20 protein-coding genes are annotated in these 25,772 nt (G+C 40.5%); 14 read left to right on the top strand and 6 right to left on the bottom strand.

The window, feature by feature from the left end; genetic code table 11:
• The first annotated feature begins 3 nt into the window (after positions 1-3).
• The 10 genes from HH219_RS00275 (at position 4) to HH219_RS00230 (ending at position 11,904) form a co-directional block, all read left to right on the top strand.
• Positions 4-480, top strand: coding sequence for a hypothetical protein (locus tag HH219_RS00275; RefSeq protein WP_054203546.1), 477 nt, complete (start codon positions 4-6; stop codon positions 478-480).
• A gap of 81 nt (positions 481-561) precedes the next feature.
• Positions 562-2,280, top strand: a complete 1,719-nt coding sequence (aceK, locus tag HH219_RS00270; protein WP_169326291.1) for a bifunctional isocitrate dehydrogenase kinase/phosphatase — start codon at positions 562-564, stop codon at positions 2,278-2,280.
• Between the two features lie 15 nt (positions 2,281-2,295).
• Positions 2,296-3,234 (top strand): LysR family transcriptional regulator, encoded by a 939-nt coding sequence (locus tag HH219_RS00265; protein WP_054203544.1) that lies wholly within the window; start codon positions 2,296-2,298, stop codon positions 3,232-3,234.
• A 170-nt stretch (positions 3,235-3,404) separates the two neighbouring features.
• Positions 3,405-3,848, top strand: a complete 444-nt coding sequence (locus HH219_RS00260; RefSeq protein ID WP_054203543.1) for a PA2169 family four-helix-bundle protein — start codon at positions 3,405-3,407, stop codon at positions 3,846-3,848.
• Positions 3,849-4,064: 216 nt separating this feature from the next.
• Positions 4,065-4,460, top strand: a complete 396-nt coding sequence (locus HH219_RS00255; RefSeq protein WP_054203542.1) for a biopolymer transporter ExbD — start codon at positions 4,065-4,067, stop codon at positions 4,458-4,460.
• Positions 4,461-4,595: 135 nt separating this feature from the next.
• The gene (locus tag HH219_RS00250; RefSeq protein ID WP_169326290.1) at positions 4,596-7,412 is read left to right on the top strand and encodes a TonB-dependent receptor; all 2,817 of its coding nucleotides are present in this window, start codon (positions 4,596-4,598) and stop codon (positions 7,410-7,412) included.
• Between the two features lie 45 nt (positions 7,413-7,457).
• Positions 7,458-8,768 carry a DUF5690 family protein gene (locus HH219_RS00245; RefSeq protein WP_169326289.1) on the top strand — a complete coding sequence of 437 codons (1,311 nt, stop codon included), beginning with the start codon at positions 7,458-7,460 and terminating at the stop codon, positions 8,766-8,768.
• A gap of 8 nt (positions 8,769-8,776) precedes the next feature.
• Positions 8,777-9,586 carry a phosphonoacetaldehyde hydrolase gene (phnX, locus tag HH219_RS00240; protein ID WP_054203539.1) on the top strand — a complete coding sequence of 270 codons (810 nt, stop codon included), beginning with the start codon at positions 8,777-8,779 and terminating at the stop codon, positions 9,584-9,586.
• A complete protein-coding gene (locus HH219_RS00235; protein WP_169326288.1) occupies positions 9,586-10,986 on the top strand; it encodes an FAD-dependent oxidoreductase in 1,401 nt (466 codons plus the stop codon). Before phnX ends, HH219_RS00235 begins: the two co-directional genes overlap by 1 nt.
• 213 nt (positions 10,987-11,199) lie before the next feature.
• Entirely contained in the window at positions 11,200-11,904 is a 705-nt protein-coding gene (locus HH219_RS00230; RefSeq protein WP_349251601.1) for a GntR family transcriptional regulator, read from the top strand.
• Between the two features lie 35 nt (positions 11,905-11,939).
• On the opposite strand, the gene phnW is transcribed toward HH219_RS00230, so the two are convergent.
• From phnW to HH219_RS00205, 5 genes are all read right to left on the bottom strand, one after another.
• A complete protein-coding gene (phnW, locus tag HH219_RS00225; RefSeq protein WP_169326287.1) occupies positions 11,940-13,043 on the bottom strand; it encodes a 2-aminoethylphosphonate--pyruvate transaminase in 1,104 nt (367 codons plus the stop codon).
• Between the two features lie 144 nt (positions 13,044-13,187).
• Entirely contained in the window at positions 13,188-16,187 is a 3,000-nt protein-coding gene (locus tag HH219_RS00220) for a TonB-dependent receptor (RefSeq protein WP_249118412.1), read from the bottom strand.
• Positions 16,188-16,229: 42 nt separating this feature from the next.
• Positions 16,230-17,306: a FecR domain-containing protein gene (locus HH219_RS00215; RefSeq protein ID WP_054453390.1), complete on the bottom strand. Its 1,077-nt coding sequence runs from the start codon at positions 17,304-17,306 to the stop codon at positions 16,230-16,232.
• The gene (locus tag HH219_RS00210; RefSeq protein ID WP_054203534.1) at positions 17,303-17,860 is read right to left on the bottom strand and encodes a sigma-70 family RNA polymerase sigma factor; all 558 of its coding nucleotides are present in this window, start codon (positions 17,858-17,860) and stop codon (positions 17,303-17,305) included. Before HH219_RS00210 ends, HH219_RS00215 begins: the two co-directional genes overlap by 4 nt.
• A gap of 139 nt (positions 17,861-17,999) precedes the next feature.
• The gene (locus tag HH219_RS00205) at positions 18,000-18,878 is read right to left on the bottom strand and encodes a LysR family transcriptional regulator (protein ID WP_054453388.1); all 879 of its coding nucleotides are present in this window, start codon (positions 18,876-18,878) and stop codon (positions 18,000-18,002) included.
• A 118-nt stretch (positions 18,879-18,996) separates the two neighbouring features.
• On the opposite strand from HH219_RS00205, the gene HH219_RS00200 reads away from it, so the two are divergent.
• Positions 18,997-19,644, top strand: a complete 648-nt coding sequence (locus tag HH219_RS00200; RefSeq protein WP_169326285.1) for a peroxiredoxin-like family protein — start codon at positions 18,997-18,999, stop codon at positions 19,642-19,644.
• Between the two features lie 4 nt (positions 19,645-19,648).
• A complete protein-coding gene (locus tag HH219_RS00195) occupies positions 19,649-20,413 on the top strand; it encodes a haloacid dehalogenase type II (RefSeq protein ID WP_169326284.1) in 765 nt (254 codons plus the stop codon).
• 56 nt (positions 20,414-20,469) lie between these two features.
• Here the strand turns inward: HH219_RS00195 and HH219_RS00190 are convergent, their stop codons facing one another.
• The gene (locus HH219_RS00190) at positions 20,470-21,072 is read right to left on the bottom strand and encodes a TetR/AcrR family transcriptional regulator (protein ID WP_054203530.1); all 603 of its coding nucleotides are present in this window, start codon (positions 21,070-21,072) and stop codon (positions 20,470-20,472) included.
• Between the two features lie 240 nt (positions 21,073-21,312).
• Here HH219_RS00190 and HH219_RS00185 point away from each other — a divergent pair, with 240 nt between their 5' ends.
• Positions 21,313-22,515, top strand: a complete 1,203-nt coding sequence (locus HH219_RS00185; RefSeq protein ID WP_054203529.1) for an efflux RND transporter periplasmic adaptor subunit — start codon at positions 21,313-21,315, stop codon at positions 22,513-22,515.
• Between the two features lie 14 nt (positions 22,516-22,529).
• On the top strand, positions 22,530-25,703 hold the full coding sequence (locus tag HH219_RS00180; protein ID WP_169326283.1) for a multidrug efflux RND transporter permease subunit: 3,174 nt from the start codon (positions 22,530-22,532) through the stop codon (positions 25,701-25,703).
• The last annotated feature ends 69 nt before the right edge of the window (positions 25,704-25,772 follow it).

The raw sequence follows: 25,772 nt of genomic DNA, 5'->3' as shown, positions 1-25,772 counted from the left end.
GTAATGAAATCACCCGCAATTTTTTTTATTTTCTTTATCGTTCTTTTCACATCAAGCCTAATAGCTAATGATACTCATTACTATAAATGCATCACGGATAAAGTAACGACCTTCAGTCAATTCCCATGCAGTGGACAAGCAACCCAGCATAAAGTCACAACGGCTAACGTAGCAGACTCATCCAAAATTGATCATACTAAATCCCTCAATGCACTTGAGCGCGAACAAATAGTACGCAACCTCCATAGCGAGATCCGCAGCGTAAAACATACACTTGCAATTTTAAGCCGTAAACGCGATACCGCTGAATATAATCAGCAAGAACGCCTAACACGCCTGATGAGTGATGATGATAAAAAGCACACTGCAAAAGACATTAAAAAGCAGATCAAACGAATCGATAAAACCTACGCAAAAAAGAAAAAATCAACAGAAAAAAAACTGGCTGCATTAGAAAAAAAGTTAAAACGTTATGAATAAGCTATTGGGTTTTACTAATATTTAGCATACTCTTAACATCAGTAGAGCATATACTCTACACCGTATTCTAGGAGTAGCCATATGTGCGCGCACGAGATTGCCGAATTCATTTTAAAAGGCTTTAAAAAGCACTATTTATTATTTCAAAAAATTACAGCACAAGCCCCGCTTGCCTTTGCGCATAAAGACTGGTCTAAAATGCACGAAATTAGTCGTTTGCGGATCAGTTATTACGATGACCGAGTAAATGAAACAACGCAACAACTCAAAGACGAGTACCTAACAACACAACTTGATGAATCGCTATGGCTTGCAACAAAGCAGCACTATCAACAGTTCTTGCTTTTTCACCCACAGGCAGAATTAGCTGAAACATTTTACAACTCTGTTTTTTGTCGATTATCTCATCGTCGTTATTTTAATAATAATTTCATTTTTGTTAAAGCCACACTCGCTGATGCCCCTGCGTTACCAATTGAAGCAGAGTATCGTAGTTATTTTCCTGTTATTGATGGCTTAAAACCCACGATCCGTAAAATTATTGAGCAATTTGACTTTAAAGCCTCTTTTAATGACTTAGAACGCGATATTCGCTTACTTGTTAAAGCATTTTATAAACAAGCGCCAGATACACACCACAGTGCATGGCAAATGCGTTTTGATATATTACAAACTCCCTTTTATCGTAATAAAGCCGCCTACATTGTAGGCCGTGTTGTTTCGCAAAGCGGTGTGCAGCCTTTTATTATTGCCGTTCTTCACCATGAAGATAAAGGTTTATATTTAGACGCCCTACTCACTAAATCATCACAAATGCGGGTTATTTTTGGTTTTGCCCGTGCTTATTTTATGGTTGAAACCCATGCGCCCTCTGCATTAGTCCGTTTTTTAAATCAGCTAATGCCGAATAAAACCCTTGCTGAACTGTACAACGCGATTGGTTTTCACAAGCAAGGAAAAACCGAGTTTTACCGTGAATTTTTAACGCACCTAGAGCGCTCAAACGACGATTTTATTATCGCCCCAGGCACACCGGGAATGGTGATGATGGTATTCACGCAACCTTCTTTTGGCTACGTGTTCAAAATAATTAAAGACAAATTTGGTGAGAGTAAGCCTTTTGGTCGTGACACTGTTCTAAAACGCTACCAATTAGTTAAAAGCCATGACCGAGTCGGCCGGATGGCTGACACCATAGAGTATTCTAACGTCGTATTCCCACTGGCACGCTTTAACGCTACATTATTAACACAGTTAAAGGCAACAATAGGGTCATCAATGGTGATTGAGGGGGATTTGTTGATTATAAAACACCTCTATATAGAGCGAAGAATGACACCGCTGAACTTATTTCTAGAAAGTGCCAACGAAGAAGATGCACGTACTGCCATTATCGAGTACGGGCAAGCGTTGAAAGAGATGATTGCGGTAAATATTTTCCCTGGCGACATGCTTTTGAAAAATTTTGGGGTCAGTAATCACAAGCGAATCATTTTTTATGATTACGATGAAGTCCAATATCTTACTGATATGAATTTTCGAGCCTTACCTAAACCAAAAACCTACGATGATTACTTAACTAACGAACAAAGTTACTCTGTGGCACCCCAAGATGTATTCCCAGAGCAATTATGCACCTTTGTAATGCCAAACCCTTGTTATAAAGCGATTTTTACGCAAATGCATCCTGAATTACTCGATGTCAAATTTTGGCAACAAGCGCAAAAAAATGTTAAAAATGGCCTTGTTAGCCACATTTATCCATACCCTAGCTCACAGCGTTTTATCCATAGTTGGTAAACGAAAGGACACACAATGAACATCAGCAAAATAGACTTAAATTTACTTGTTTATTTGGATACGTTATTACGCGAATGTAATGTTACGCGTGCCGCAAACCAACTGAGCATCACACAGCCTGCAATGAGCAATGGCCTAAAACGCTTACGTAACTTATTTAACGACCCCATTTTAGTTCGCACAAGTGATGGTATGGTACCCACAGAGCGAGCGCTTGAATTACAGCCAGTGATCCGCGGTATATTAATGACACTCGAAGAGACACTTGCTCCTAACCGCGAGTTTGAAGCCAGCCAAAGTAAACGCGTGTTTCGTATTATGGCTAGTGATTACGCAGCCAGTACACTTGCGCCTAAGCTACTCAGTAAGCTGCATACAGAAGCACCTGACACCACTTTAGACATTTTGACTCCAAGCGATGTAACCTTTCATGATGTTGAAAATGGTAAGGTCGATATGGCGATCAATCGTTTTGAAAATTTACCGCAATCGTTTCATCATAAACGTATATGGAAAGATAGCTTTTGTTGTTTAGTTAAGGCTGACAACCCGATAATTGAAAGTTTTAGTCTAGATAGTTATTTAAAAGCACGGCATATTTGGGTAAGTAAAACAGGCTTTGGTGTGGGTGTTGGCATGGATCCTAAAGATGTGCAAAAACTGGGCTGGGTAGATGAAGCACTCGCCCACTTTGGTAAGCATCGTAACATTGCCACTTTTACACGTAATTATCATGTCGCAATTCATTTAGCAAAAGAGCAAAACTTAGTCGCTACATTACCCTCAAAGGCCGCCAATATTTATTTAGATGACCCAGGTTTAAAGATCCTCGATCCTCCTTTCCCAATTCCACCTTTTGAGTTAGATATGATCTGGAGCCCGTTACTGCACAGAGACGCAAGTCATATTTGGTTAAGGCAAAAAGTAGCTGAAGTTGCTGATGAGTTAAAGTAACAGTCTTACATACTCCTGTGTAAAATTTGCTTATGTCTATTTATAAGTGAGTCTGATAAATTTAAATAACACTTTAAAATCAAATGCATAACAAAAACAAAATAATGGAATGACCATTGCTTTAAGTTAATTGAACTTTAATATTCATTTAACTTAAAGAGGTCAACATTATGAATACCCATCAAGGAACAGAAGTAAATCATATCACTGACATTATCCAAGTAATGAACAGCGGCATCGATTTTTATGAAAAAGCTCAGGAGAAAGTTCAAGATCCTGCCATAGGTGCACTTTTTCAACGTATGATCGACGCACGTAAAGTGAGCATTGAAAGCTTACAACCTTACGCTATTAATGAACAAGGTGAACGAGAAGATGGCTCCTCTTTTGCTGTTGAAGCTCGCCGTGCTTACACCGCGCTTATTACTAAGTTCAGCTCAAATAACGACCAAACCTACGTTAAAGAGCTAGAAGAAGTAGAAGACAAAACACTCGAAGAAATAAAGTCAGCCATGCAAAAACCACAGCCACATGATTGTGAAGCTGCATTATCAAAAGTACTGTTAACAATGCAAAGCTGCCATACAGAAATGAGCCGTATGCAAAAGCATTAATCAAACTTGTTATACAAAGCCCAGCGTTCACGCTGGGCTTTTTTATGCCTGCATAAAATTAACCTTTACAACAATACAGTGCAAAGAATTAATAAAAATAAAATATTTATTTAACCACAGCTCATTTTCATTCTACTAGTCTTACTTATAGGTACCTGATACCGCTGTGGCGCCGCAGCATTTATTTAAACTTAATAAATATAATAAGGTTCCATTATGAGAAATAAACAACATGTAAAACAAAATAACGCCGAGGCAGATATGACGCCCATGCTTGATATTGTGTTTATATTATTAATTTTTTTTATTGTTACAACTTCATTTGTTAAACCCGTAGGTATTGAGTTACAACGCCCTGTAGATAACCCTCAAATAGATAAGCAATCTAAAAATGCGCGCTTCACCATTGACCAAAGTAATGCGGTATATTTTTCCGGACGGTTAATTGATTTAGACCAAGTTGCAACTAATCTCGCCATGTTCGCAGCCAAATATGAAATTACTACCGTGCAAATTGCCGCGAACGAAAACAGTACACATCAAACATTAGTGACCGTAATGAATAATATTAAAGACTATAATAATTACCCTATAGCACTCACCTCCCACTAAAAACTATAAAAGGGCCTTTCGGCCCTTTTTCATAAATAAATCTTTTCGTCACATGTTTGTAAAGATAGCCGTTTATTATTAGCTTTAACAATGCTGGTCTAGACCAGATATTTTAAACTTGAGGCTGAACTAATAATGAAACGACATGCAATAGCAACGGCAATATTACTAAGTACCAGTGCATTACTTGTTACCCATAATACAGTTGCTCAAAACGCAACATTTGTAGGTACAATTAAAGATAACAAAACACATTTATCAGGTGCATTAATTAGCATTGTAGGCACTGATAAAAGTACGGTTACCAACTATCAAGGTCGATTTGAACTACCTAAGCTTGATGCGGGTAGTTATCAATTAAAAGTATCTTACTTAGGGTATCAACCTTATTTAATTGATATAAATATTGCAGAAGATGAGGTAAAAAAACTAAAACCAATCACCCTCTTCGCAGTAACAAGCGATAATGCTATTGAAGAAATTATTGCCGTAGGACACATTCAACGTGGTGAAATGGCCGCTGCAAATAACCAAAAAAATGCTAAAAGCATTAAAAATATTATTTCTGCAGATGGGATTGGTAAACTCCCCGACCGAAATGCTGCTGAGGCTGTGCAACGTATCCCAGGTGTCTCAATTGAGCGAGATCAAGGCGAAGGTCGCTTTGTTGCCGTTCGCGGTTTACCAGCACAGTGGAGCTCTGCAAGTATAAATGGCGATCGTTTACCTACCGCCGAGGAAGAAACCACCAGCCGCGCCACTGCATTTGACTTTTTCCCTAGTGAACTCATCGAGTTTGTCGAAGTATCTAAAGCGCTTACACCTGATATTGAAGGCGATGCGATTGGCGGCAACGTAAACTTTGTAACCAAAAAAGCACCCGATGATTTTGTATTTAACACCAATCTTGCTATTGGCCAAAATGAGTTAGCTGATGGTACAAATTACTCAGCTAATGTGCTTTACGGAGATAGACTCCTTGATAACAAGTTAGGGTTCTTAATTAATGCGACCGCTTGGCAACGAGATTGGGCCACTGATAACTATGAACCTCGTCGCGGTAATGACGGCTTAGGTATTTATCGATTAGAGCTACGTGATTACACGGGTACACGCGAAACCTATGGCCTCAATGGTGCTATTGAATATCAGTTAGAGCAAGGAACTTTAAGTGCTACAGCTATGTATGGCACACTAATAGATGATGAAACGCATTACAAACATCGCATGCGCTTTGATAAAAACCGCGCAGAAGTACAACATATCCGAAATGAATTAATCACTGAAATGACCGGTTTCGAGATTGCTGGTGAGCACTACTTCGGTTACGACAAAACCCTCTCATGGAAACTCTCTAGTTACGAAAACGAGTTTCGTTATGGTGATACGCCTAATACCGATGACAACAGCTATTTTGTCGTGCGATTTGATCAAAAAGATGTCGGCTATCAAGGGCTAGAAGACCGTGGAACGGGTAAAAATTATGCCTATAACACGGTTGATAACGGCAGCGATCCTTGGAATGCAATCAGTAATCACTTACCCAATGGGTTTTCATTCGATCCCAGTAAAGCAAAGCTCTCTTGGGTAGAGCTTTATAAAGTATTCGTTAACGAAAAAGATAAAATTGTCGCCAGCACAGATTTTGAATGGCAACTAGACAGCGATTTAATATTAAAAGTAGGTGCTAAATATCGTGATAAAGAACGCGTAGCGCGTTTTAGTGATGAGTTTTACGCATGGGATGAAGCTCAGTATGGCGTAGCACCTACGTTAAGTGACTTTAGTTTGTCAGACCAACCAGGCAGAAATGACTACTTAAATGAGCTAAATGTTGACTATCAAAGTCAATTTTCGCAGGTTGCCGCAACTGATGCTTTGGCACAATTTTGGAATAAAAATAAAGAAAAATTTGTACTTGATAAGAGTGAGTCTGCTTTAATCGAAAATGGCGGTGCACTTGGTCGTAATTTTGATGTGAGTGAACAGCACGTATCGTTATACGCAATGGCAACTTATACCTTTAATAGCCAGTGGGAAATGTTAGGTGGATTACGGTTAACACAAACCGATACGAAAGTTGACGGTTACCTGTATTTAGCCGACGAGGATAAAGTCATCCCTAGCAGCGCAAGTAACGATTATCTCTCTGTGTTACCAGCATTGCACCTTACCTATCATTTTGATGAGCAAACAAACTATCGCTTAGCGTTAACTCGCTCATTTTCTCGTCCTGATTTTGGCTCCCTTACCCCTGGCGCAACTTATTTAGAAGCAGAAAACGAACTTGTTACTGGTAATCCAGAACTTGATCCTACTTATTCAAATAATCTCGACTTTATGGCTGAGTACTTTTTTGAAAGAGTCGGTTTAATTTCTGCGGGGGTGTTCTACAAAGATATCAGCGACCCTATTTTTCAAAGTAGTTCAATGGGTAAGTTTGGCAACAAAAGTAGCGTCAATATTATTCGCCCAGAAAATGGGGATAGTGCATGGCTTGCTGGAGTTGAAATGGCTTTTAATCGTGACTTAGCCTTTATTAATCCTGCTTTGGAAAGTGTGGGCGTTATGGTCAATGCTACATTTATGGATTCACAAATGAGCATCCCAGGCAGAGCCGACAAGGTCGCGATTTCACGCCAAGCCGATAACTTATATAACTTTACCTTGTACTACGATGATTCATTTTTTGCTGCGCGAATTGCGCTTAACTATAAAGGCGAATATATCGAAGAGCATGGCAGCAACTCACAGTCTGATAGCTATTATGGCGATAACACCAGTGTTGATTTTACTACGTCATATCAGCTTAACGATAATGCATTAGTTTATTTAGAGTTAAACAATCTAACTAACGAGCCACTTAAATATTACTTAGGCGATGAGAGTCGCCCTCTGCAAGTCGAATATTACGGTGTGCGTGGCATGATTGGCATTAATTACCAATTCTGATCACTTCTATGTTGTGCGGGGCTGTGCCCCGCAAAGGATTGCTTTATGTTTACTCAACCACAATGGCTAAAACGTGCTCACGGTATTGGCTTTGTTTTATTCGCCGCCAGCTCTGCGTTTATGACTTACTTTTGTATGTATGCTTTTCGAAAGCCCTTTACTGCAAATAGTTATACCGAGTTTGACGATCCTAGCTGGCAAGTCAGCTTTAAAATAGCTTTAATTCTTTCACAAGTTTTAGGCTATCTATGCGCTAAGTTTATAGGCGTTAAGGTCATTGCAGAAATGCGTCACCAACAACGCGGTCTAGCGATCATTGCCATGATCACGGGTGCCGAATTATCGCTGATTTTATTTGCCATCACACCGGTTGGTTTTAATATTGTCTGGCTGTTTTTTAACGGTTTATCGCTTGGCATGATTTGGGGAATTGTGTTTAGTTTTTTAGAAGGCAGGCGTACCTCTGAAATTCTTGGTGCGGTGCTCAGTGTTACCTTTATTCTCGCCTCTGGTTTAGTCAGAAGTGTTGGCAAATGGCTAATTGACACTTTAAATGTACCTGAACTGTGGATGCCTGCTGCAACCGGCGCGCTTTTTTTGCCGATACTATTACTGAGTGTTAAATGTTTAACATTATTACCTGATCCAACCTTGGCAGATCAGCAAGCCCGTCAACAGCGCTTACCTATGGATGCCAAAGCACGCTGGCAGTTTTTTAAACGTTATTGGTTTGGTATCAGCGCTTTGATATTGAGCTTTTTACTCTTTACAGGCTTTCGCGATTTTCGTGACAACTTTGCAGCGGAAATATGGCAAGCACTGGGGTACGGGCAAGAGCCTGCTATTTTTGCTTATGCGGGGATCCGTATGGCACTCATCGTACTAATCGCTTTGGGCGCAATGGTACTGGTGAAAAATAATAAAACCGCATTTTACGTTAATCATGCATTTATATTATTTGGCGCTTGCTTACTTATAAGCAGCACTTTGGCTTTTGAAAGCCAATTACTTAGCGCCAAAGCTTGGATGGTGTTACTCGGTGCAGGCCTTTATATTAGCTACATTCCCTATAACTGCTTCTTATTTGATCGAATGATTTCTGCCGTTGGTTCAACAGCTAACGCAGGGTTTTTAATATATCTAGCCGACTCTGCTGGCTATTTAGGCTCTGTGGGCATTTTACTCTATCGTACCTTTGTAATGCCTGAAATCAGTTGGCTGAACTTCTTTATTACCGCCAGTTACTGGGTCGGCACTGTGGCTGGCTTTTTAGTACTGTGCTCATTAAGTTACTTTTCAATTCGTTTATCTACACAAAAAACATCTGCGCCAACATTGGCCTCTATAAATATTTAAGGAACATTATGACAAAGTTAGAAGCACTCATTTTAGATTGGGCCGGCACGGTTGTTGATCATGGCTCAGTTGCTCCAACCACCATTTTTGTTGAAGCATTTAAAACCGCGTTTAATTTCGAAATCAGTTTACAAGAAGCGCGCATTCCAATGGGCATGGGTAAATGGGATCACATCGCAACATTAGGATCACTTGCTGATATTAAAGCGCGTTGGCAAACACAGTTTGGTGCGCCTATGAGTAATGACCAAATTGATCATATTTACGAGACTTTTATGCCATTACAAAAAGCCAAAGTCGCTGAGCGAGCAATGCCAATCGCAGGGGTATTACCGGTGTTAAATCGCTTAAAGCAACAAGGTTTGAAAATAGGCAGTTGCTCAGGTTATCCTCGCCAAGTTATGGATATATTAGAAGTTGCGGCGGCTGAATATGGTTATAAACCCGATCACAGCGTGGGCAGCGATGAATTATCAGCGGGATCTCGTCCAGGTCCTTGGATGGCCCTTGAAAATGTAAATGTATTGGGGATCAGCAATGTCGCACATTGCGTTAAAGTCGATGACTCAGCACCTGGAATTGCAGAAGGCTTAAACGCCGGAATGTGGACAGTCGGCGTTGCATTAACAGGCAATGCAGTGGGCCTAACAGAGTCACAATGGCAAGCATGTTCACAAACCGAACAAGATGAACTTACCCGTACAGCCTACCAACAACTTTATTACAGTGGCGCACATTACGTGATTGATTCACTCGCTGATATTGAGCCTATTCTTATGCAAATTGAAGCAAGACTTGCACGTGGAGAGCGCCCTTAATGACATATCAACCTTTTTGGTTTGATAGCGCTATAAATGAGGAGGCCGCTGCGCCTTTTCATTTATTACCCCAAGGGCACCACACTGATGTGTGCATTATTGGTGGCGGGTTCACCGGCCTTTGGACTGCAATCAATATTAAACAACAACACCCTACAAAAAAAGTAACCATTATTGAGCAAGGATTATGCGGCCAAGGCGCATCTGGGCGAAATGGCGGCGCAATGCTAACCTGGTCAACAAAGCTTCCTAGCCTAATTAAGCTCGTTGGTTTAGATAACGCGCTATTTTTAGTTAAGCAATCTGAACTAGCCGTGCATGAAATAAGCGCATTCACAAAAGAACAAGGTATTGACTGTGACTGCAGAATCGACGGATGTTTTTATACCGCCTCTAACCGTGCACAACTGGGCTTGCTTGATAACGCTTTGGATTGTTTAGATCAATTTAAACTCAATTCTTGGCAAAAGTGCACTGCTGAGCAATTGTTACAAACAGGCTCAAAACAAAATTTGCATGCTCATTTTTCTGCCCATGGCGGCAGTATCCAACCAGCAAAATTAGTCAGAGGGCTTAAGCGTGTTGCCCAACAAATGGGGGTTGATGTTATTGAGCATTGTCGTTATAAACAGCATCATGGGCATGAGCCAATTAATGTCGCCACCAATCAAGGGGCATTAGTTTGTAATACCCTTATCTTTGCTGTTAATGCGTGGCTACCCACTTTACAAAGCCAGTTTTCCCGCTCAGTAGTCTTGGTTTCAAGTGACATGATCATCACCAAACCAATACCTGATGTGCTCGAGCAGCTCAAGTTAAACCATGGTAGTGCAATTATTGATTCTCGCACTTTTGTTAACTATTACCGCAGCACCTCAGATGGGCGTTTAATGCTTGGCAAAGGTGGAAATTTTTTCAGTTATGGCAATAAAGTACACCCCAAATTTGACCAACCAAGTCACTATAAAAAATTACTTAATAGCTCATTGGCTCATTTTTTCAAAGGGCATGAACTGCCTATCGAACGCACATGGACTGGGCCATCTGACAGAAGTGCCACTGGCTTTCCTTTTTTCGGGCATTTAAACGCACATCCGCAAGTGCTTTATGCAGGTGGTTATTCTGGTAATGGTATTGTTCAGTCTTATTTAGGCGCAAAAATACTCTCAGCTATGGTGCTTAATAATAATCCACAATGGCAACACTGCGGATTAGTAAATCAGCCACTTAAGCAATTCCCAATAGAGCCTATTCGTACCGCTGGCGCCTATATTGTGCGTAATGCTATTCGCCGTAAAGAGTTGGCTGAAGATTTAAACTTGCAACCGCATAAAATAGACTGCTACTTAGCTAAACTCAGCGGCAGTGCAGCAAAAGTTGACACGCAATCACTCAGGTAATATACAATGTCTAAACAAGACTTTCCTATCATTACTTCAACAGAGGTAGAAATTAGTTTTTGTCTCTAACTTACGCAAACACTGACTACGATAGGACCTGTGCGCAGCTTTCTCACGATGCACAATGTGCCTTGGTAGCGCAACAACAAGGCCCACACATAAAAATTAGATCTTATTAATGTCATTAATATCGACTAAGCTATCGGATAATCAGTGGAAAACATAAAAAATATGCTTTTATTTCAAGAAATTCGCAATTATATCCTCGCCCTACTCCAGCAAGACGAAATTGCCACGGGCAGTAAGCTGCCATCAGAGCGGGCTTTACAAGAGCACTTCAACTCTACACGTATCACTGTGCGTGAGGCATTGATCCGATTAGAAGCAGAAGGATTAATTTATAGTCAAAAACGAAAAGGCTGGTTTGTCACTCCGCCTAAACTAAAGTGGCACCCAGCAACAAAAGTTAACTTCTACGAACTTGCTAAGCAGCAAGGCTTCACAGCACAAACACGTTTAGTGAGTGCGAACAAAATCGATAATATTAATTTTACCGATATCTTTAGCGCACAGAGTCTATATCATCTACAACGTGTGCGTAGCTTAGACAATCGTGCAGTCATGTTTGAAGACATTTTTTGTGATGCGCAGCGCTTTGACGGTCTTAATAAGTATTCGTTAAATAGCTCAATTACCGAGATCATGGCCAAACAGTATGCAACAAATGTAGTAAAAGAACAGAGTATTATTAGCGTAACGGTGCTTCCTGACGATGTCTGCGAGATGCTTGAAAAAAACAGTGGTACACCATGCTTAAAAGTAGTGCGTCAACGTTTTGATGAGCAACAAAAATTGGTTGATCATAATATTGAATATTGGTTACACAATGCGATTGAAATGATTGTCGAAGGCCAATAAAAGCGATACTTCTAATATCGCTTTTATTACTCAATTTATACTGTATCTTGCCAATAAAGATTACTTGCAACGGCGTCAAGCAAGCGATGCATATCAGCTGCAAATACATGGCCGATATTACCAATACGAAAGCAATCCGCATCCGACACTTTACCCGGATAAATCACAAACCCTTGATTTTTTAGTGTATTATAAAACGTTTTAAAATCGTAACCCTGCCCTGTTGGTGATAAAAACGAGGTAATAATCGGTGAATGCACTGACGTATTTAATAAAGGAGAAAAACCAAGCTTTTTCATTCCCGTGACAAGAATATGTTGATTTTCCTTATAGCGTTTATAACGCTCTGTGATCCCTCCTTCTTCTTCAAGTTCGACTAATGCCTGATAAAAAGCCCGTACAACATGAGTTGGCGAAGTAAAACGCCACTTACCATTGTTCTTTTCCATACAGTGCCACTGTGCAAAGAGATCTAAAGAAAGGGAACGTGAAACGCCTTCACTTTGCGCTATAATGTGCTGTTTGCAAATCACAAAACCAAAACCCGGTACGCCTTGAATACATTTATTTGCCGAGCTAATCATCACATCAACATGCCAATCAGCCAAATCGAAAGGGATCCCACCAAAACTGCTCATTGCATCTAAAACAAACACCTTGTTATACGTTTTGGACAACTGTCCCACTGCTTCGGCTGGATTTAACATACCCGTGGTTGTTTCGCAGTGAACCATTGCTATATGCGTAATATCAGAATCGTTTAGTAAAACAGCTTCAATATCAGTTACATTTGGCAGTTGGGTTTCGGTGTAATTGATAATGTGTGTATTAATATTCAAATAGGCAGCAATTTCGCCTATTCGCTCACCATACGCCCCATTATTAATAACCAACAATTTATCACTGCTTTTTATTAAGCTACCAAGAGCAGACTCTACACTCGCTGTTCCGCTGCCTTGCATTAGCACACTGGTGTAACCTGGATGTGCAGTAGCAAGTGCCACCAGCTTAGCTCGAATTGCTTGAACTACACCTTGGTTATATTCATCATCCCACGTACACCAATCCTTTAGCATCGCTTTTTTTACTGTATCAGAGGTGCTTAGCGGCCCTGGGGTTAGTAGTAAATAATCATTCATTGTAATTTCCAACTTAACCTGGTCTAGTCCAGATAGTATTGAAGATTTCAACTTGAAAAAACAGTGAAATTTTTATGACAGATCAAAGCGAAAAAAGGGCCTTTCAGCCCTTGAGATGTTAAATAACAATAGGAAAGTTATTTATTAAAAACGGTATTCTGCGCCGATATAATAATATGCACCATTAAAGCCAAATGGAGCCGAACGGCGTGAATACTCAAATACACCAGGGCTACTAACAATAGTATTACCATTTGCATCGACAATGGTGCCTGAACGTGAATTACCTATTTTGTTTTTGTCAGGATAGACATCAAACAAATTGTTAGCACCAATGTTGACTGATAGGTCTTCTGTAACAAAGTAATTCACTTTAATATCAGTCAAAATTTCTGCTGAATACGTTTGGCTTCCACCATCTTCAACCGTGTATTCACCAAAACGATTAAGCGATAAATTAACCGTCCAATCATCGCGTTGATAAAGCGCACTTAAGTTAATACGATCCTCTGGTTGCCATTCTTCAATGATTGAAATTTCTTGATCTGAGAATACATCTTCAACCGGCACTGTTTCTAAACCTGAACCTGCTGGTGTAAATAACGATACAACATCAGTTTTAGTAAAGTTAGCGGCAAGTGTAAAATCAAGCGTGCCACCGAGCCCTTCAGTATTCCATGTTGCTACAAAATCGATACCACGCGTTTCAGTATCAGCGCCATTTAAGAAAAACTGGCCCGCACCTGCACCAGAGCTAACTAGTGCGGCATCTAAGCTAGAAGAAAGCCCTTTGCCTAAACGATTACTGATAACAATACGATCGTCAATATCTATCGAGTAGTAATCAACCGTTACATTAATGTTGTCAGTCACATTATAAACAATACCAAGACTGCGGTTTTGAGATTTTTCCTCTTTTAGTTTTGGAATACCTAAACTTTGCGCAAGGGTTGAATCATTTCTGAATGTCCCCACTTCTTCAGCAACTAATGTACCATTAGGCCCAACAACAAACTGCGTACTAATATTATTAAAGTATAACTGCTGCATAGACGGCGCTCTAAAACCTGAGCTCAACGCACCACGAAGTGAGATATCATCAGTTACTGACCAGTTACCCGCCAATTTAAAGTTAACAGTATCGCCAAAGCCTTTGTAATTATCATAACGAAGTGCGCCGGATAAGATTACATCGTCTATCACATACGCTTCTGCGTCTATATAGAATGAAATTACATCACGCGACTCATCAACAGATGACGCTGGAGATGAACCACCAAACCCTTGTGTGCCACCAGATGCGTTTTCACTCCCTACACCACCACTTAACCCGTTGTAAATACTTACCCCGTTATTTGTATCGTAATCGCGGTATGCGTATTCATTACCTTCTAAAATGCGGTATTCATCAGTACGAATTTCGGCGCCCATTGCAAATGAGTAATCATCAAAATCTTGCGTAAAATCAAGATTGATGGTTTGCAGTGATAACTCCATACCATAGGCATAGGCCTCGCGTGGGATCGTCGTACGTATGTCAGCAGCACTTAAACCTTGGTCATAACGTAAAAAGTTTGCGTAAGATGCATTAATTGTGTCACTCGTCGTGTAACCAATGCTGTTTTCACCGTAGGTATAGGATAAATCTAAGCTTGCGTCGTTATCAAACTGTGTTTTATAGCCGAAGTTATACGAAATATCGTCGATAGTCGTATTAATTTTTGGTAAGAAACCTAACGGTATTGTCGCATCGTTATCTTGCAATACTGGATTACCACCGGCATTTGCATTATGACGGAAAAACGCAGCCGATTCGTTATCACGCGTTGAGTAAGTAATAAAACCATAAAGCTCGCCATCGCCAAGTTCATACCCGGTATTGACAGTTAAACCAAATTGTTGTGAATCAGCATCACCAATTCGAAAGGTATTACGATCCGCTGTTAACTCGCGTGGATCACCAGCCAATAAAGTACCGTCACTTAGCTCTGTACAACCGTAGAATTGGCAAGAGCCATGTAAACCAGCACGGTTAGTCGGGGCGCGATCTCTGTAATTAAGAGTCACGTTTACATACCCTTCATCACCTAATGCAAACCCTTTATTAAAATCAAGATTGACGGTTTCGCCATCCCCTTCAGAATATTGACCATAATTAATGGCCGCTTTACCACCATCATCGGCATCTTTTAAAACAATATTAATTACACCCGCGATTGCATCAGAGCCATATTGTGCGGCCGCACCATCACGTAAGACTTCAATACGTTTAATCGCTGAAGCTGGGATCGCATTCATATCTGTACCCGCAGTTCCACGCCCCACTGAAGTGTTGATGTGAATAATACTCGCTTGATGGCGACGCTTACCATTGATCAGGACGAGTGTTTGGTCTGGGCCTAAACCACGCAATGTCGCAGGGCGTAATGCATCGGTACCATCACTAATTGACGAGCTTGAAAAGTTAAATGAAGGGGCAATAGACTGTAACATACGGCCAACTTCGGTTTGGCCTGTGTTTTCAAGCGCTTCGGCACTTAAAATATCAACTGGAACAGGTAAATCTTCAACTGAACGGCCCGCTACACGGCTGCCGACAATGGCAATTTTTTCGATGTTTTCTTTTGCTGTTTCTTCTTGTGCATTAACGGCTTGGCTATTAGCTGCCATTAAAAGTGGTAATACAGCTGCACTGACCCCTGAAAGCTTCATCATGTTGTTATCATTCCTGTTGATTTGTTTGAGTTTGATACTCAGTAAACCATTTTGATCAACAACCGCATCGAGCTCAGTATTTTGCAACATTGTATTTAATGCATCTAACTGAGTGTAATAACCAAATACTGATTGGGCTTGGTACTGCTTTGCCAGTTCAAATGAAAAAACCACGGTTTGTTCTGTCTGTTTTGCAAAGTCAATCAGTGCTAGATCTGCTCGCTGCGCTTTTATATCAAATTGCACCATCTGTGACTGGACAGTATTTGCGTGTACATTGAAACTCAATGCTATCGATGCAAATACTGATAGACCACAATGGGTGTATGTTTGGTTACTGCGCAACTTATACAAACAGTTGAGGAAGAAAAATCCGCTACGTAATTTTATTTTTTTATTGATTATTTTTTTACTTTTTAGTTTTACCATCGTAACTTACAACACTTTATTTAAACAAGTAAGTAGGCATGCTTAGCTGTTATTGCTATGTTTTAGGCTAACAATATGTTCACCTAATCGTTCATGATCAATGGCTAAATTTAATTTAAGGCTATCAAGTAAACCAGCAATATCACCCGCTTTAAAAACACCTGCAACTTTAAGTGAAGCTAACGCTGGATCCGTTAGTTCAAAGCGCGTAGCAGTGTAACGACTTACTTCTTGCAGCGCTTCGCTCAGGGGTTCTCCATTAAAAATTAGCATACCATGTTGCCATGCTAAATCTCGCTGAACATCATCTTGTGTTAATTGTTTAATCGGCTTAGTGATACTTTCTTTTATTAATGCTTTTTCACCTGAGATCACAATACTGGCATTAATATTTTTTACTTCAAGTGTGTCGTTACTTGCATCTTGTAATTGCACAAAGTGCTCTGCATTTACTTCAACCGCAGGGTCTGTGATCATCACTTTGCCTTCAGTTACAACCAACTCTAAATCAGAAGCTGCATTGCGTTGTACATTAAAGACAGTCCCTAATGCTGTAAACGATTTATCACCCGCCATGACACTAAAAGGTCGTGATGCATCTTTTGCCACATTAAAACGCCCTTCACCGCGCGTTAAAATCAATTGTCGGCGATTTTGTGTGTAGGCCACTTCTAATAAACTATTGGTATTGAGCTGAACAATCGTGCTATCGGGCAACACATACGTTGCTTGCTCACCCACTTTAGTGCGATAAATTTTGCTATATTTAGCCTGCTCTTGTGGAGCGCTAGGCCAATGCTCAATGCCGATAAACATAAAACTGGCAACCAACATAGCAGCAAAGATACTCGCAGCCACAGAAAAACTAAAACGCGGTGCACTGTGCTGTGAAGGCACTTGTTTATTAGGAAACAGACTACTCAATTCATTCAATACACTCAACTCATCCCACAATTGGGCAAGCTCAAATACGGCGTCTTGGTGTGCTTTACTTTCCTTTACCCATACTTGGAATGCGGCACGTTCAGTATCCGACAAACCACGATCCATAGCACTTATCCAGCGGCTTGCTTTGGCTTGAATTGCGTCTTTTGATGAAAATTGATGAATATTACTCATTTTCCTACCCTCCTGGTAAGGGTGTCTTTATCGGCGACAGACTCTGAAGGATGTTCTTGCTGCTGCATGTATTGCATTGCTTTTAGTAACCCTTTGGCAATGTGCTTTTCAACAGTACTTTCACTTAAATTCATTTGCGCAGCAATTTCTTTTTGGCTCATGCCATAGACTTTTTTTAATATAAAACATTTACGTACTGGTTGACTTAATTGCTCTGTTGCTCTGCAAAAAAGTAAGAATCGCTCTTTAGATGTAACTTCATCTTCTAACTGCATCGATGATAAATTTTGCTGATAATCATCACTGCTATCAAGAGAATCATTATATTGGTTATCCCATTTCGCAATGTGATTAAGCGCCAAATTTTTTGCCGTTTTTAGCATATAACTGTGAGTATATTTTATATCTTGCTTTAAATCGGCTTCATAACTTTTAACAAAGGTTTCTTGTACGATATCTTCAACATCGTCAGGTAGTACTATTCGTGATACAAATCGTCGTAGTTGTGCAGACAATTCAATAAATGTAGTCGTTACTTTTGTTCCTCGCGTCATCCTTAACTGCCCCTTGTTAATATGAATACGCTAAGACTACGAGTTTTAGCGCCAATTACAAGGTTAATTGTTAAATTGTCGTTATTATGGGTGCAAAAAAAGTAACAAATTAAATACAATCGCTTTAATCAGAGCGTTATTATTCAAATATCGACTTCATAAAAGCATAGAAAACTTCTGTTTTTTGCGTTGTTAAACTATTTTGCGGTTTTAAAAACCATACAGGTGCATCATCGTCAGCCAAAATACCGGGTAACACCTCTACTAATGCACCACTTTGTAACTCTTCTGCGATAGCTAATTTTGACTTTATGGCAATGCCATGTCCAGCAATCGCGGCTTGTGTCATATTGTCAGAATTAGAAATCGTAAACCGTGTTTTGGCATTCAAATTTACAATTTCCTGTTGTTCATTTAGTAACTTTAATTGACGCTGCCAAGGTAAACAGACCCAATAATGATTGACTAACTTCGAAAAACTAGTAGGCATGCCGTGCTTTTCTACATAGCTTGGTGCTACACATAGAATACGCCGATTATTTACTACTTTGCGCGAAAGTAACCCTGAATCATTCAGTTTTCCAACTCGGATAGCAATATCCTGAGCATCATCAACAACATTTACGAAGTTATCAGAAATTAAAAAATCTAACTGTAAATCAGGGTAACGTTCTTCAAATTCGCTTAATTTGGGCATTACAAACTTCGAAAAGACCCAAGGAGGCATAGTCACCCTGAGCAAACCGCTAACAGAAGAACCTCGAGCACCGATACTATGTTCCGCATCATGTAACGCTTCCAAGATGGTGCCGATACGATGGTAAAATATCTTCCCTTCTGGGGATAAACGCATACGGCGACTATCTCTAAATATTAAAACCGTCGACAATTCTCGCTCAAGCTTAGCCAACCGATGGCTCACTGTTGCAGGCGAAAGCCCTTGTGCACTTGCCCCAGCTAACACACCTTTATTTTCCACAATCGCTATAAATGTTTCTAAATCACTAATGCTGTACATAACCAACCCTTTTAAAGCGTTTGAATTTTTCGAATTAAGCTTTCGTTTTTGCAGTGTTTATTTAATTAAACCAAACACTATACTCGCTTATATTAAATGATAAACAGGAAAACTAATCATGACTTTAAAAGCACAAATAGACGACTACAACCTAGCCAAAATTGCTAAAGTGCCTAGCGACATTCTCGCGCTTATGGATGCTACCACTGAAGATTTAATTGCACAGCATATTGAATTTAATGCATTAAAACTAAACCAGTCAATAAATGATTTTACGTTAAATAATCACCTTAATGAACCCGTCACTCTGTCTACGCTATTAGAGCAAGGCCCCGTCATTATTAGTTTTTATCGCGGTGGCTGGTGCCCGTACTGTAATTTAGAACTTAAAGCCCTCAACGAGATGCTTCCTGAGTTTAAAGCCGTAAATGCTCAGCTGATTGCGATATCGCCACAGCTCCCTGATGCATCATTATCAACTTTTGAAAAGAATGAATTAGCCTTTAATGTACTCTCTGATACGAGCAACAAAGTTGCTAGGCAATTAGGTTTAGTGTTTACATTAGATGAGCGATTAAAACCTATTTATGCACAATTTGGTTTAGATATCCCTGCTGCCAATGGAGACAATAGCTATCAACTCCCTCTACCTGCCACCTATATCATTAACCAAAAAGGTAATGTGATTTATGCTTTTGTTGATAGTGATTACACATTACGCGCAGAGCCCTGTGCTATTTTAAATGCACTACAACAGGACTGTTAATATTATGGTGTTGTTTGAACAACTTAAAACGCTAACATTAAGCTTACTTGTAGTCTGTCACTTTATAGGAGGCGATCTTATGGCAGCTGAAAAAACATTAGCGCAACCAAAAGTAATTATTTTTGATGTAAATGAAACCCTGCTCGATCTTGAATCTATGCGAACATCTATTGGGGCTGCGTTGGGCGGGCGAGAAGACTTACTACCATTATGGTTTTCAACTATGTTGCATCACTCTTTGGTAAGTACGGCAATTGGTGACTATCAAGACTTTGGAAAAATTGGTGTGGCATCGCTGCTAATGGTTGCGCAAAACAACGCGATTAAACTCAATGCAGAGCAAGCGAAAACAGCGATTGTTACACCACTACTGAGTTTACCGCCTCACTCGGATGTAAAAACAGCACTGCAAATACTCAAAGATCGTGGTTATAAATTAGTTAGCTTAACTAATTCATCAAATAACGGGGTTAAAACACAATTTGAAAATGCAGGTCTAACTGATTTTTTTCAAGCCCGTTACAGCATTGAAGATATCAAAATCTACAAACCTGATTTACGTACTTATGAATGGGTGTTACAAAAATTACAGGTAAAACCTGAAGAAGCACTAATGGTAGCCGCGCACGGATGGGATGTTGCGGGCGCAAAAGCAGCAGGCTTACAAACGGCATTTATAGCACGCCCTGGTAAAGCACTCTATCCGCTTGCAAAAACACCTGACTACAAGGTGAACGATTTAACTGAGTTAGTAGCGTTACTTAAATAATAACGTCAGTCTTTAATTAATCCTAGGGCAATCAGTTGATACCCAGCATCAAGCTTTTACTTTTCAAGCTTGATGCCACTGATAAAAAAGCGCGATGTTAAATCCACAAGCTGCTCTAAGCGCGCTTCATCTAAAGCGGGCTTCCATTTAATCACTTGCTCCCAATACGCCATTTTTTTTAAACCACCATAAAAAAATGCAGCGGCAATATCAGCAGGTACATCATTAAGTACACCCGCGCTTTGAGCTTGTTCAAACCACGTTAGTAGGCCTTTTTCACAGTCTAAAAACTTTACTTCAAGGCGAGCTGCTTGCTCTTTATCTCGCATAGATTCAATAATCACAATACGTGACAATGTTAGGTAATCTTCATCATTGCCCAAAGATAAACAGAGCTTTGCCAAATCTTTTAACTGATCATAAATTGGTATGTCTTTTAAGTATTGGTAACTCTGTAATTGTGCAATGCGTGCTAAAAGTAATGATACAACTTCATCAAATAGTGCTTGCTTGTTTGCATAGTGCTTATAAAGCGTACGCTTAGATACAGTGGCTTTTTTAGCGATGGCTTCCATCGTAGTACCCGCTAACCCACGGCGCGCAAATTCATGTATCGCAGCACATAGCACATCATTTTGTTTGTTATTACTCGATTCCATAATGCCCCCAATATCAATACAAACATTGTAGCATTATTTTTTGTATTTGAATGCTAAGAGTAAAAAAGTAAACGCAAGTGTATACCTATTAAAAATTAAGGTATACACTTGCGTTTACTTAAGCTGAATAAAAGTAATTTGTCTTTACATGCTGGTCATAAAACCAGCTAAATGCCATACTCAGGCAGCTTAATACATGCTTAAAATATTATACTTAACAATTGGAACTGTGGAGTAAACATGCGTCAGTCTTTCGCACTATCAAAATTGTCTCTTTCTTTCTTTTTATTTGCCTCAACAGCCTTACTTTTACAAGGTTGCAGTGAAGCCCCACAAACACCGCAAGCGGCTATGCAACCAGCCTCTGTAGCAACCGTGATTGCCGCAACTGAAGATGCGCCTTTTACAATTGAATTACCTGCAACACTTTCTGGCTCAAAAGAAGTTGAAGTAAGAGCACGCGTAACCGGTATTTTAGAATCACGTAACTTTGACGAAGGTCAAACAGTGACAAAAGGCCGATCATTATTCACCGTTGATTTAGAACCTTATCAATTAGCGCTAGAACGTGCCCAAGCCGCCTTTGACGGCGCAAAAGCATCACTCGTTCAAGCACAAAGAGATGTAAAGCGATTAGGTAAACTGCGCGCTGAAAAATCTGTTTCACAACGTGATTATGATAACGCCAGCTCGACTACAGACATCGCGAAAACTAATTTAGCAGCCGCTAAAGTTGCGTTAAAAGAAGCACAATTAAATCTCGAGTATGCGCAAGTTAAAGCGCCTGTTGCAGGTGTTATGGGCCGTGAATTTGTCTCTGAAGGCACTTATGTTTCAGGTCCTGATTTACTGCTAACGCAAATAACCCAGCTTGATCCTATCCGTTTACGTTTTGGTATTTCGGAGCGTGAACAATTGCAAATGCGCCAAGATGAAGCTAACGGTTCACTAACATTGCCACAAAGCGGTCATTGGCAAACTAGCATTAAACTGCAAGATGGCTCTATATATAGCAAAAGTGGCCTAGTTAACTTCTCTGATGTACGCATTAACCCAAATACGGGCACCAGTGAACTACAAGCTATTATACCCAACCCTGATTTTAAACTTCGTCCGGGTCAATTTGTTCGCGTGAGTTTAAAAGGTGCAGTGCGTAAAAATGCGTTTGTTGTGCCACAGCGCGCGGTACTTGATAACGGTATGGGGAAATTTGTCTACGTTGTAGCTAAAGGTGAGCAAGGTGGCACTATTGCCCGACCTGCGCCTGTTGTTGTTGGTGAGTGGGTGCAAAAGCCAGCAAATGCTGGTGATAAAAACTTTTGGTTAATTAAATCAGGCATTAACGCAGGGGATGAAATAATTGTCGATGGTATGGCACGTATCTTCTTCCCTGGCATGCCGGTAGCCGTTAACAATGCAACAAACAGCGTAAGCGCAGAATAGGCGCAGGGAGTATTATGTTTTCTCGTTATTTTATAGACAGACCTATTTTTGCATTTGTTATTTCAATTGTTATTGTATTGGCTGGCTTAGCTGCAATGCGCAGTTTACCCATCGCACAATACCCTGAAATAGCCCCTCCTGTTGTGCAAGTAACTGCAGCTTATCCGGGTGCATCTGCTGAGGTGCTTGAACAAACCGTTGCAGCGCCTATTGAGAATGCGATCACTGGTGTTGAAGGCATGATGTACATGGCTTCTACATCAACCAGCTCAGGCGCAACCACGATTGAGGTAACCTTTGAAATTGGTACCGATATTGACCAAGCGGCTGTGAACGTCAATAACCGCGTTAAGCAAGTTGAAGCGCGCCTACCTGAAGAAACGCGTCGTCAAGGTGTGGTTGTTCAAAAAGGCTCATCAAGCTTCTTGCAAGTTCATGCCTTTTATTCTCCCGATGAAAGCCGCAGCAGCTTGTGGACCTCAAATTACGTTACCCTCAATATTTTAGATCGTATTAAACGTATACCTGGAACCACCAGCGTACAAATATTTGGTGCGAAAGATTACGCTATGCGTATTTGGTTACGCCCAGATGTAATGAGTCAATTAGGTGTTACCGTTGAAGAAATAGCAGGTGCTATTCGCTCACAAAATTCACAATACGCTGCGGGTAAAATTGGCGCTACGCCAACCTCCCAATCAGCCCAAGAACTGGTTTATAGTGTTACCGCACAAGGGCGTTTGTCTGAGCCAAGCCAATTTGAAGAGATTATCATTCGTTCAAATTTAGATGGCAGTAGTTTACGTTTAAAAGATATTGCACGTGTTGAATTAGGGTCAAAAGATTACAATTTCAGCGGTACTATTAACGGTAAAGAAGCCGTACTTTTAGGTATATTTTTACAACCTGGTGCAAATGCACTTGATGTAGCTGAAGAAGTAAATGGTGTACTAGCAGAAATTAAACAACAATTCCCTGTCGGTCTTGCGCATTTAAACTCTTACGACACCACTCGCTTTGTTGAAGTGTCTATTCGTGAAGTTGTAATCACGCTTATTGAAGCAATGATATTGGTTTTCTTGGTCGTGTATCTGTTTTTACAAAATTGGCGCGCGACGCTAATTCCAACATTAGCCGTACCTGTGTCTTTATTAGGTACTTTTGCTGGTATGTACATGCTTGGTTATTCTATTAACTCACTCACTCTGTTTGGTATGGTGCTGTCCATTGGTATTGTTGTTGACGATGCCATTGTTGTACTGGAAAATGTCGAACGGATTATGCATGAAGAGCATGTCAGCGCCCACGAAGCTGCCATAAAAGCAATGAAAGAAGTATCAGGTCCGGTCGTCGCGATTGTACTCGTACTTTGCTCTGTATTTGTGCCCATAGCCTTTTTAGGTGGCTTAACCGGTGAGTTATTCCGCCAGTTTGCGATTACCATCTCAATTGCAGTGAGTTTATCTGGTGTCGTCGCATTGACCATGACCCCCGCGTTATGTGTACTTATTTTAAAACAAGAACATAAACAAACAGCCTCCTTCTTTTTATGGTTTAACCGTATTTTTACTAAAATAACCAGTAAATATGTTGGCGCGGTTGGCTATATGGTTCGCCGTGGCGCATTAGGTTTATTATTAATGATTGGCATGGTGTCTATTACTATTGGACTTTGGAAAAATACCCCTGGTTCTTTAGTCCCTGATGAAGATCAAGGTTATTACATCTCCGCTATTTTCTTACCTGATGGTTCATCGCTTGAACGCACTGAGGAAGTAGTAAAAGAAGTAATTGCAGCAGTGCAATCAAACCCAGCCAATGAAAACGTGGTTGCTTTTACAGGCTTTGACTTTATTGGTGGCGGTTATAAAAATAGTGCCGCGACCTTGTTTGTTACCCAAAAACATTGGGATGAACGCGAGATAGATACAAAAAGCCTCGTCAATGAGCTGTTTATGAAAACTGCACATATTAACGAAGCCTTAGTACTTGCATTTAATCCCCCTGCTATTTTTGGTTTAGGTAGTACCGGTGGTTTTGAGTTTTATATTCAAAACAAAGGTGCTGGTGGCCCTGAAAAACTACAACAAGCCATGGGAATGATGATGGCTGAAGCACAAAAGAGTCCTGTTTTAAGTGGCTTGCAAACGCTTTGGCGTCCCAATGCCCCGCAGCTAAAAGTAAATGTTGACCGCGAACAAGCACGTGCAATGGGTATTGAAATTGATGATGCCTTTACTGCCCTTGCCGGCACGCTGGGCACTTACTATGTCAATGACTTTAACAAGTTTGGTCGTGCATGGCAGGTATTGATGTCTGCTGAAGCTGAGTTTAGGATGAAGCCCGATGACATTGGCCGTATTTATGTTAAAAACAACCAAGGAACCATGGTGCCAATGTCTGCATTTACAAATGTCGATTTTAGCCGCGGGCCTGAGAGCCTTAACCGCTATAACAATTTACCGGCTGTAAAACTGCTCGGTAATGCAGCTCTCGGTTATAGCTCTGGTCAAGCAATTGCTGAAGTGGAACGCATCGCAAAAGCCGTGTTACCACCTGATATGACCTACGATTGGACAGGCTCTGCATTCCAAGAAAAACGAAGTTCTGGCACTACAGGTATCGCACTTGGCCTGGCTGTTATTATGGTGTTTTTAATTCTTGCGGCTTTATACGAGCGCTGGTCGTTACCATTATCAGTTATGCTTGCACTACCATTTGGTACATTTGGCGCACTGGTGTCAATTTGGTTAGTCGGCATGACAAACGATGTTTACTTTCAAATTGGCTTAGTAACACTCCTTGGCCTGGCCAGTAAGAATGCCATATTAATTGTTGAATATGCCCTTATGAAGCACCAACAAGGCTGGAGTGCCAGCGCCGCAGCACTTGAAGCAGCACGCTTGCGTTTTAGGCCAATAATTATGACATCATTAGCGTTTATTTTAGGTGTTGTTCCATTGGTACTTAGCTCTGGCGCAGGAGCTGGTGCACGTCATAGCGTTGGTACAGGCGTGATGGGTGGCATGATGGCCGCCACTTTCTTAGCCGTGTTTTTTGTACCATTATTCTTTTACTGGCTAACAGATCGTAAGCTAAGTGAAAAACGTTCTCGCACTGAGCTAGCGGATGAAATAGCCCTGCATCATAAGCGTGAAAATGTAGATACACCTGAAAGTAATTTATAATTAATAGCGATTAAAAATATAAGGGCAAACAGTAGTTTGCCCTTTTTTATGGGTGTCAGATAACTAGCA

This window comes from Pseudoalteromonas sp. NEC-BIFX-2020_015 (genome assembly GCF_012952265.1).
GTDB lineage: Bacteria > Pseudomonadota > Gammaproteobacteria > Enterobacterales > Alteromonadaceae > Pseudoalteromonas > Pseudoalteromonas neustonica.
This window is presented reverse-complemented; position numbering and strand designations above follow the sequence as displayed.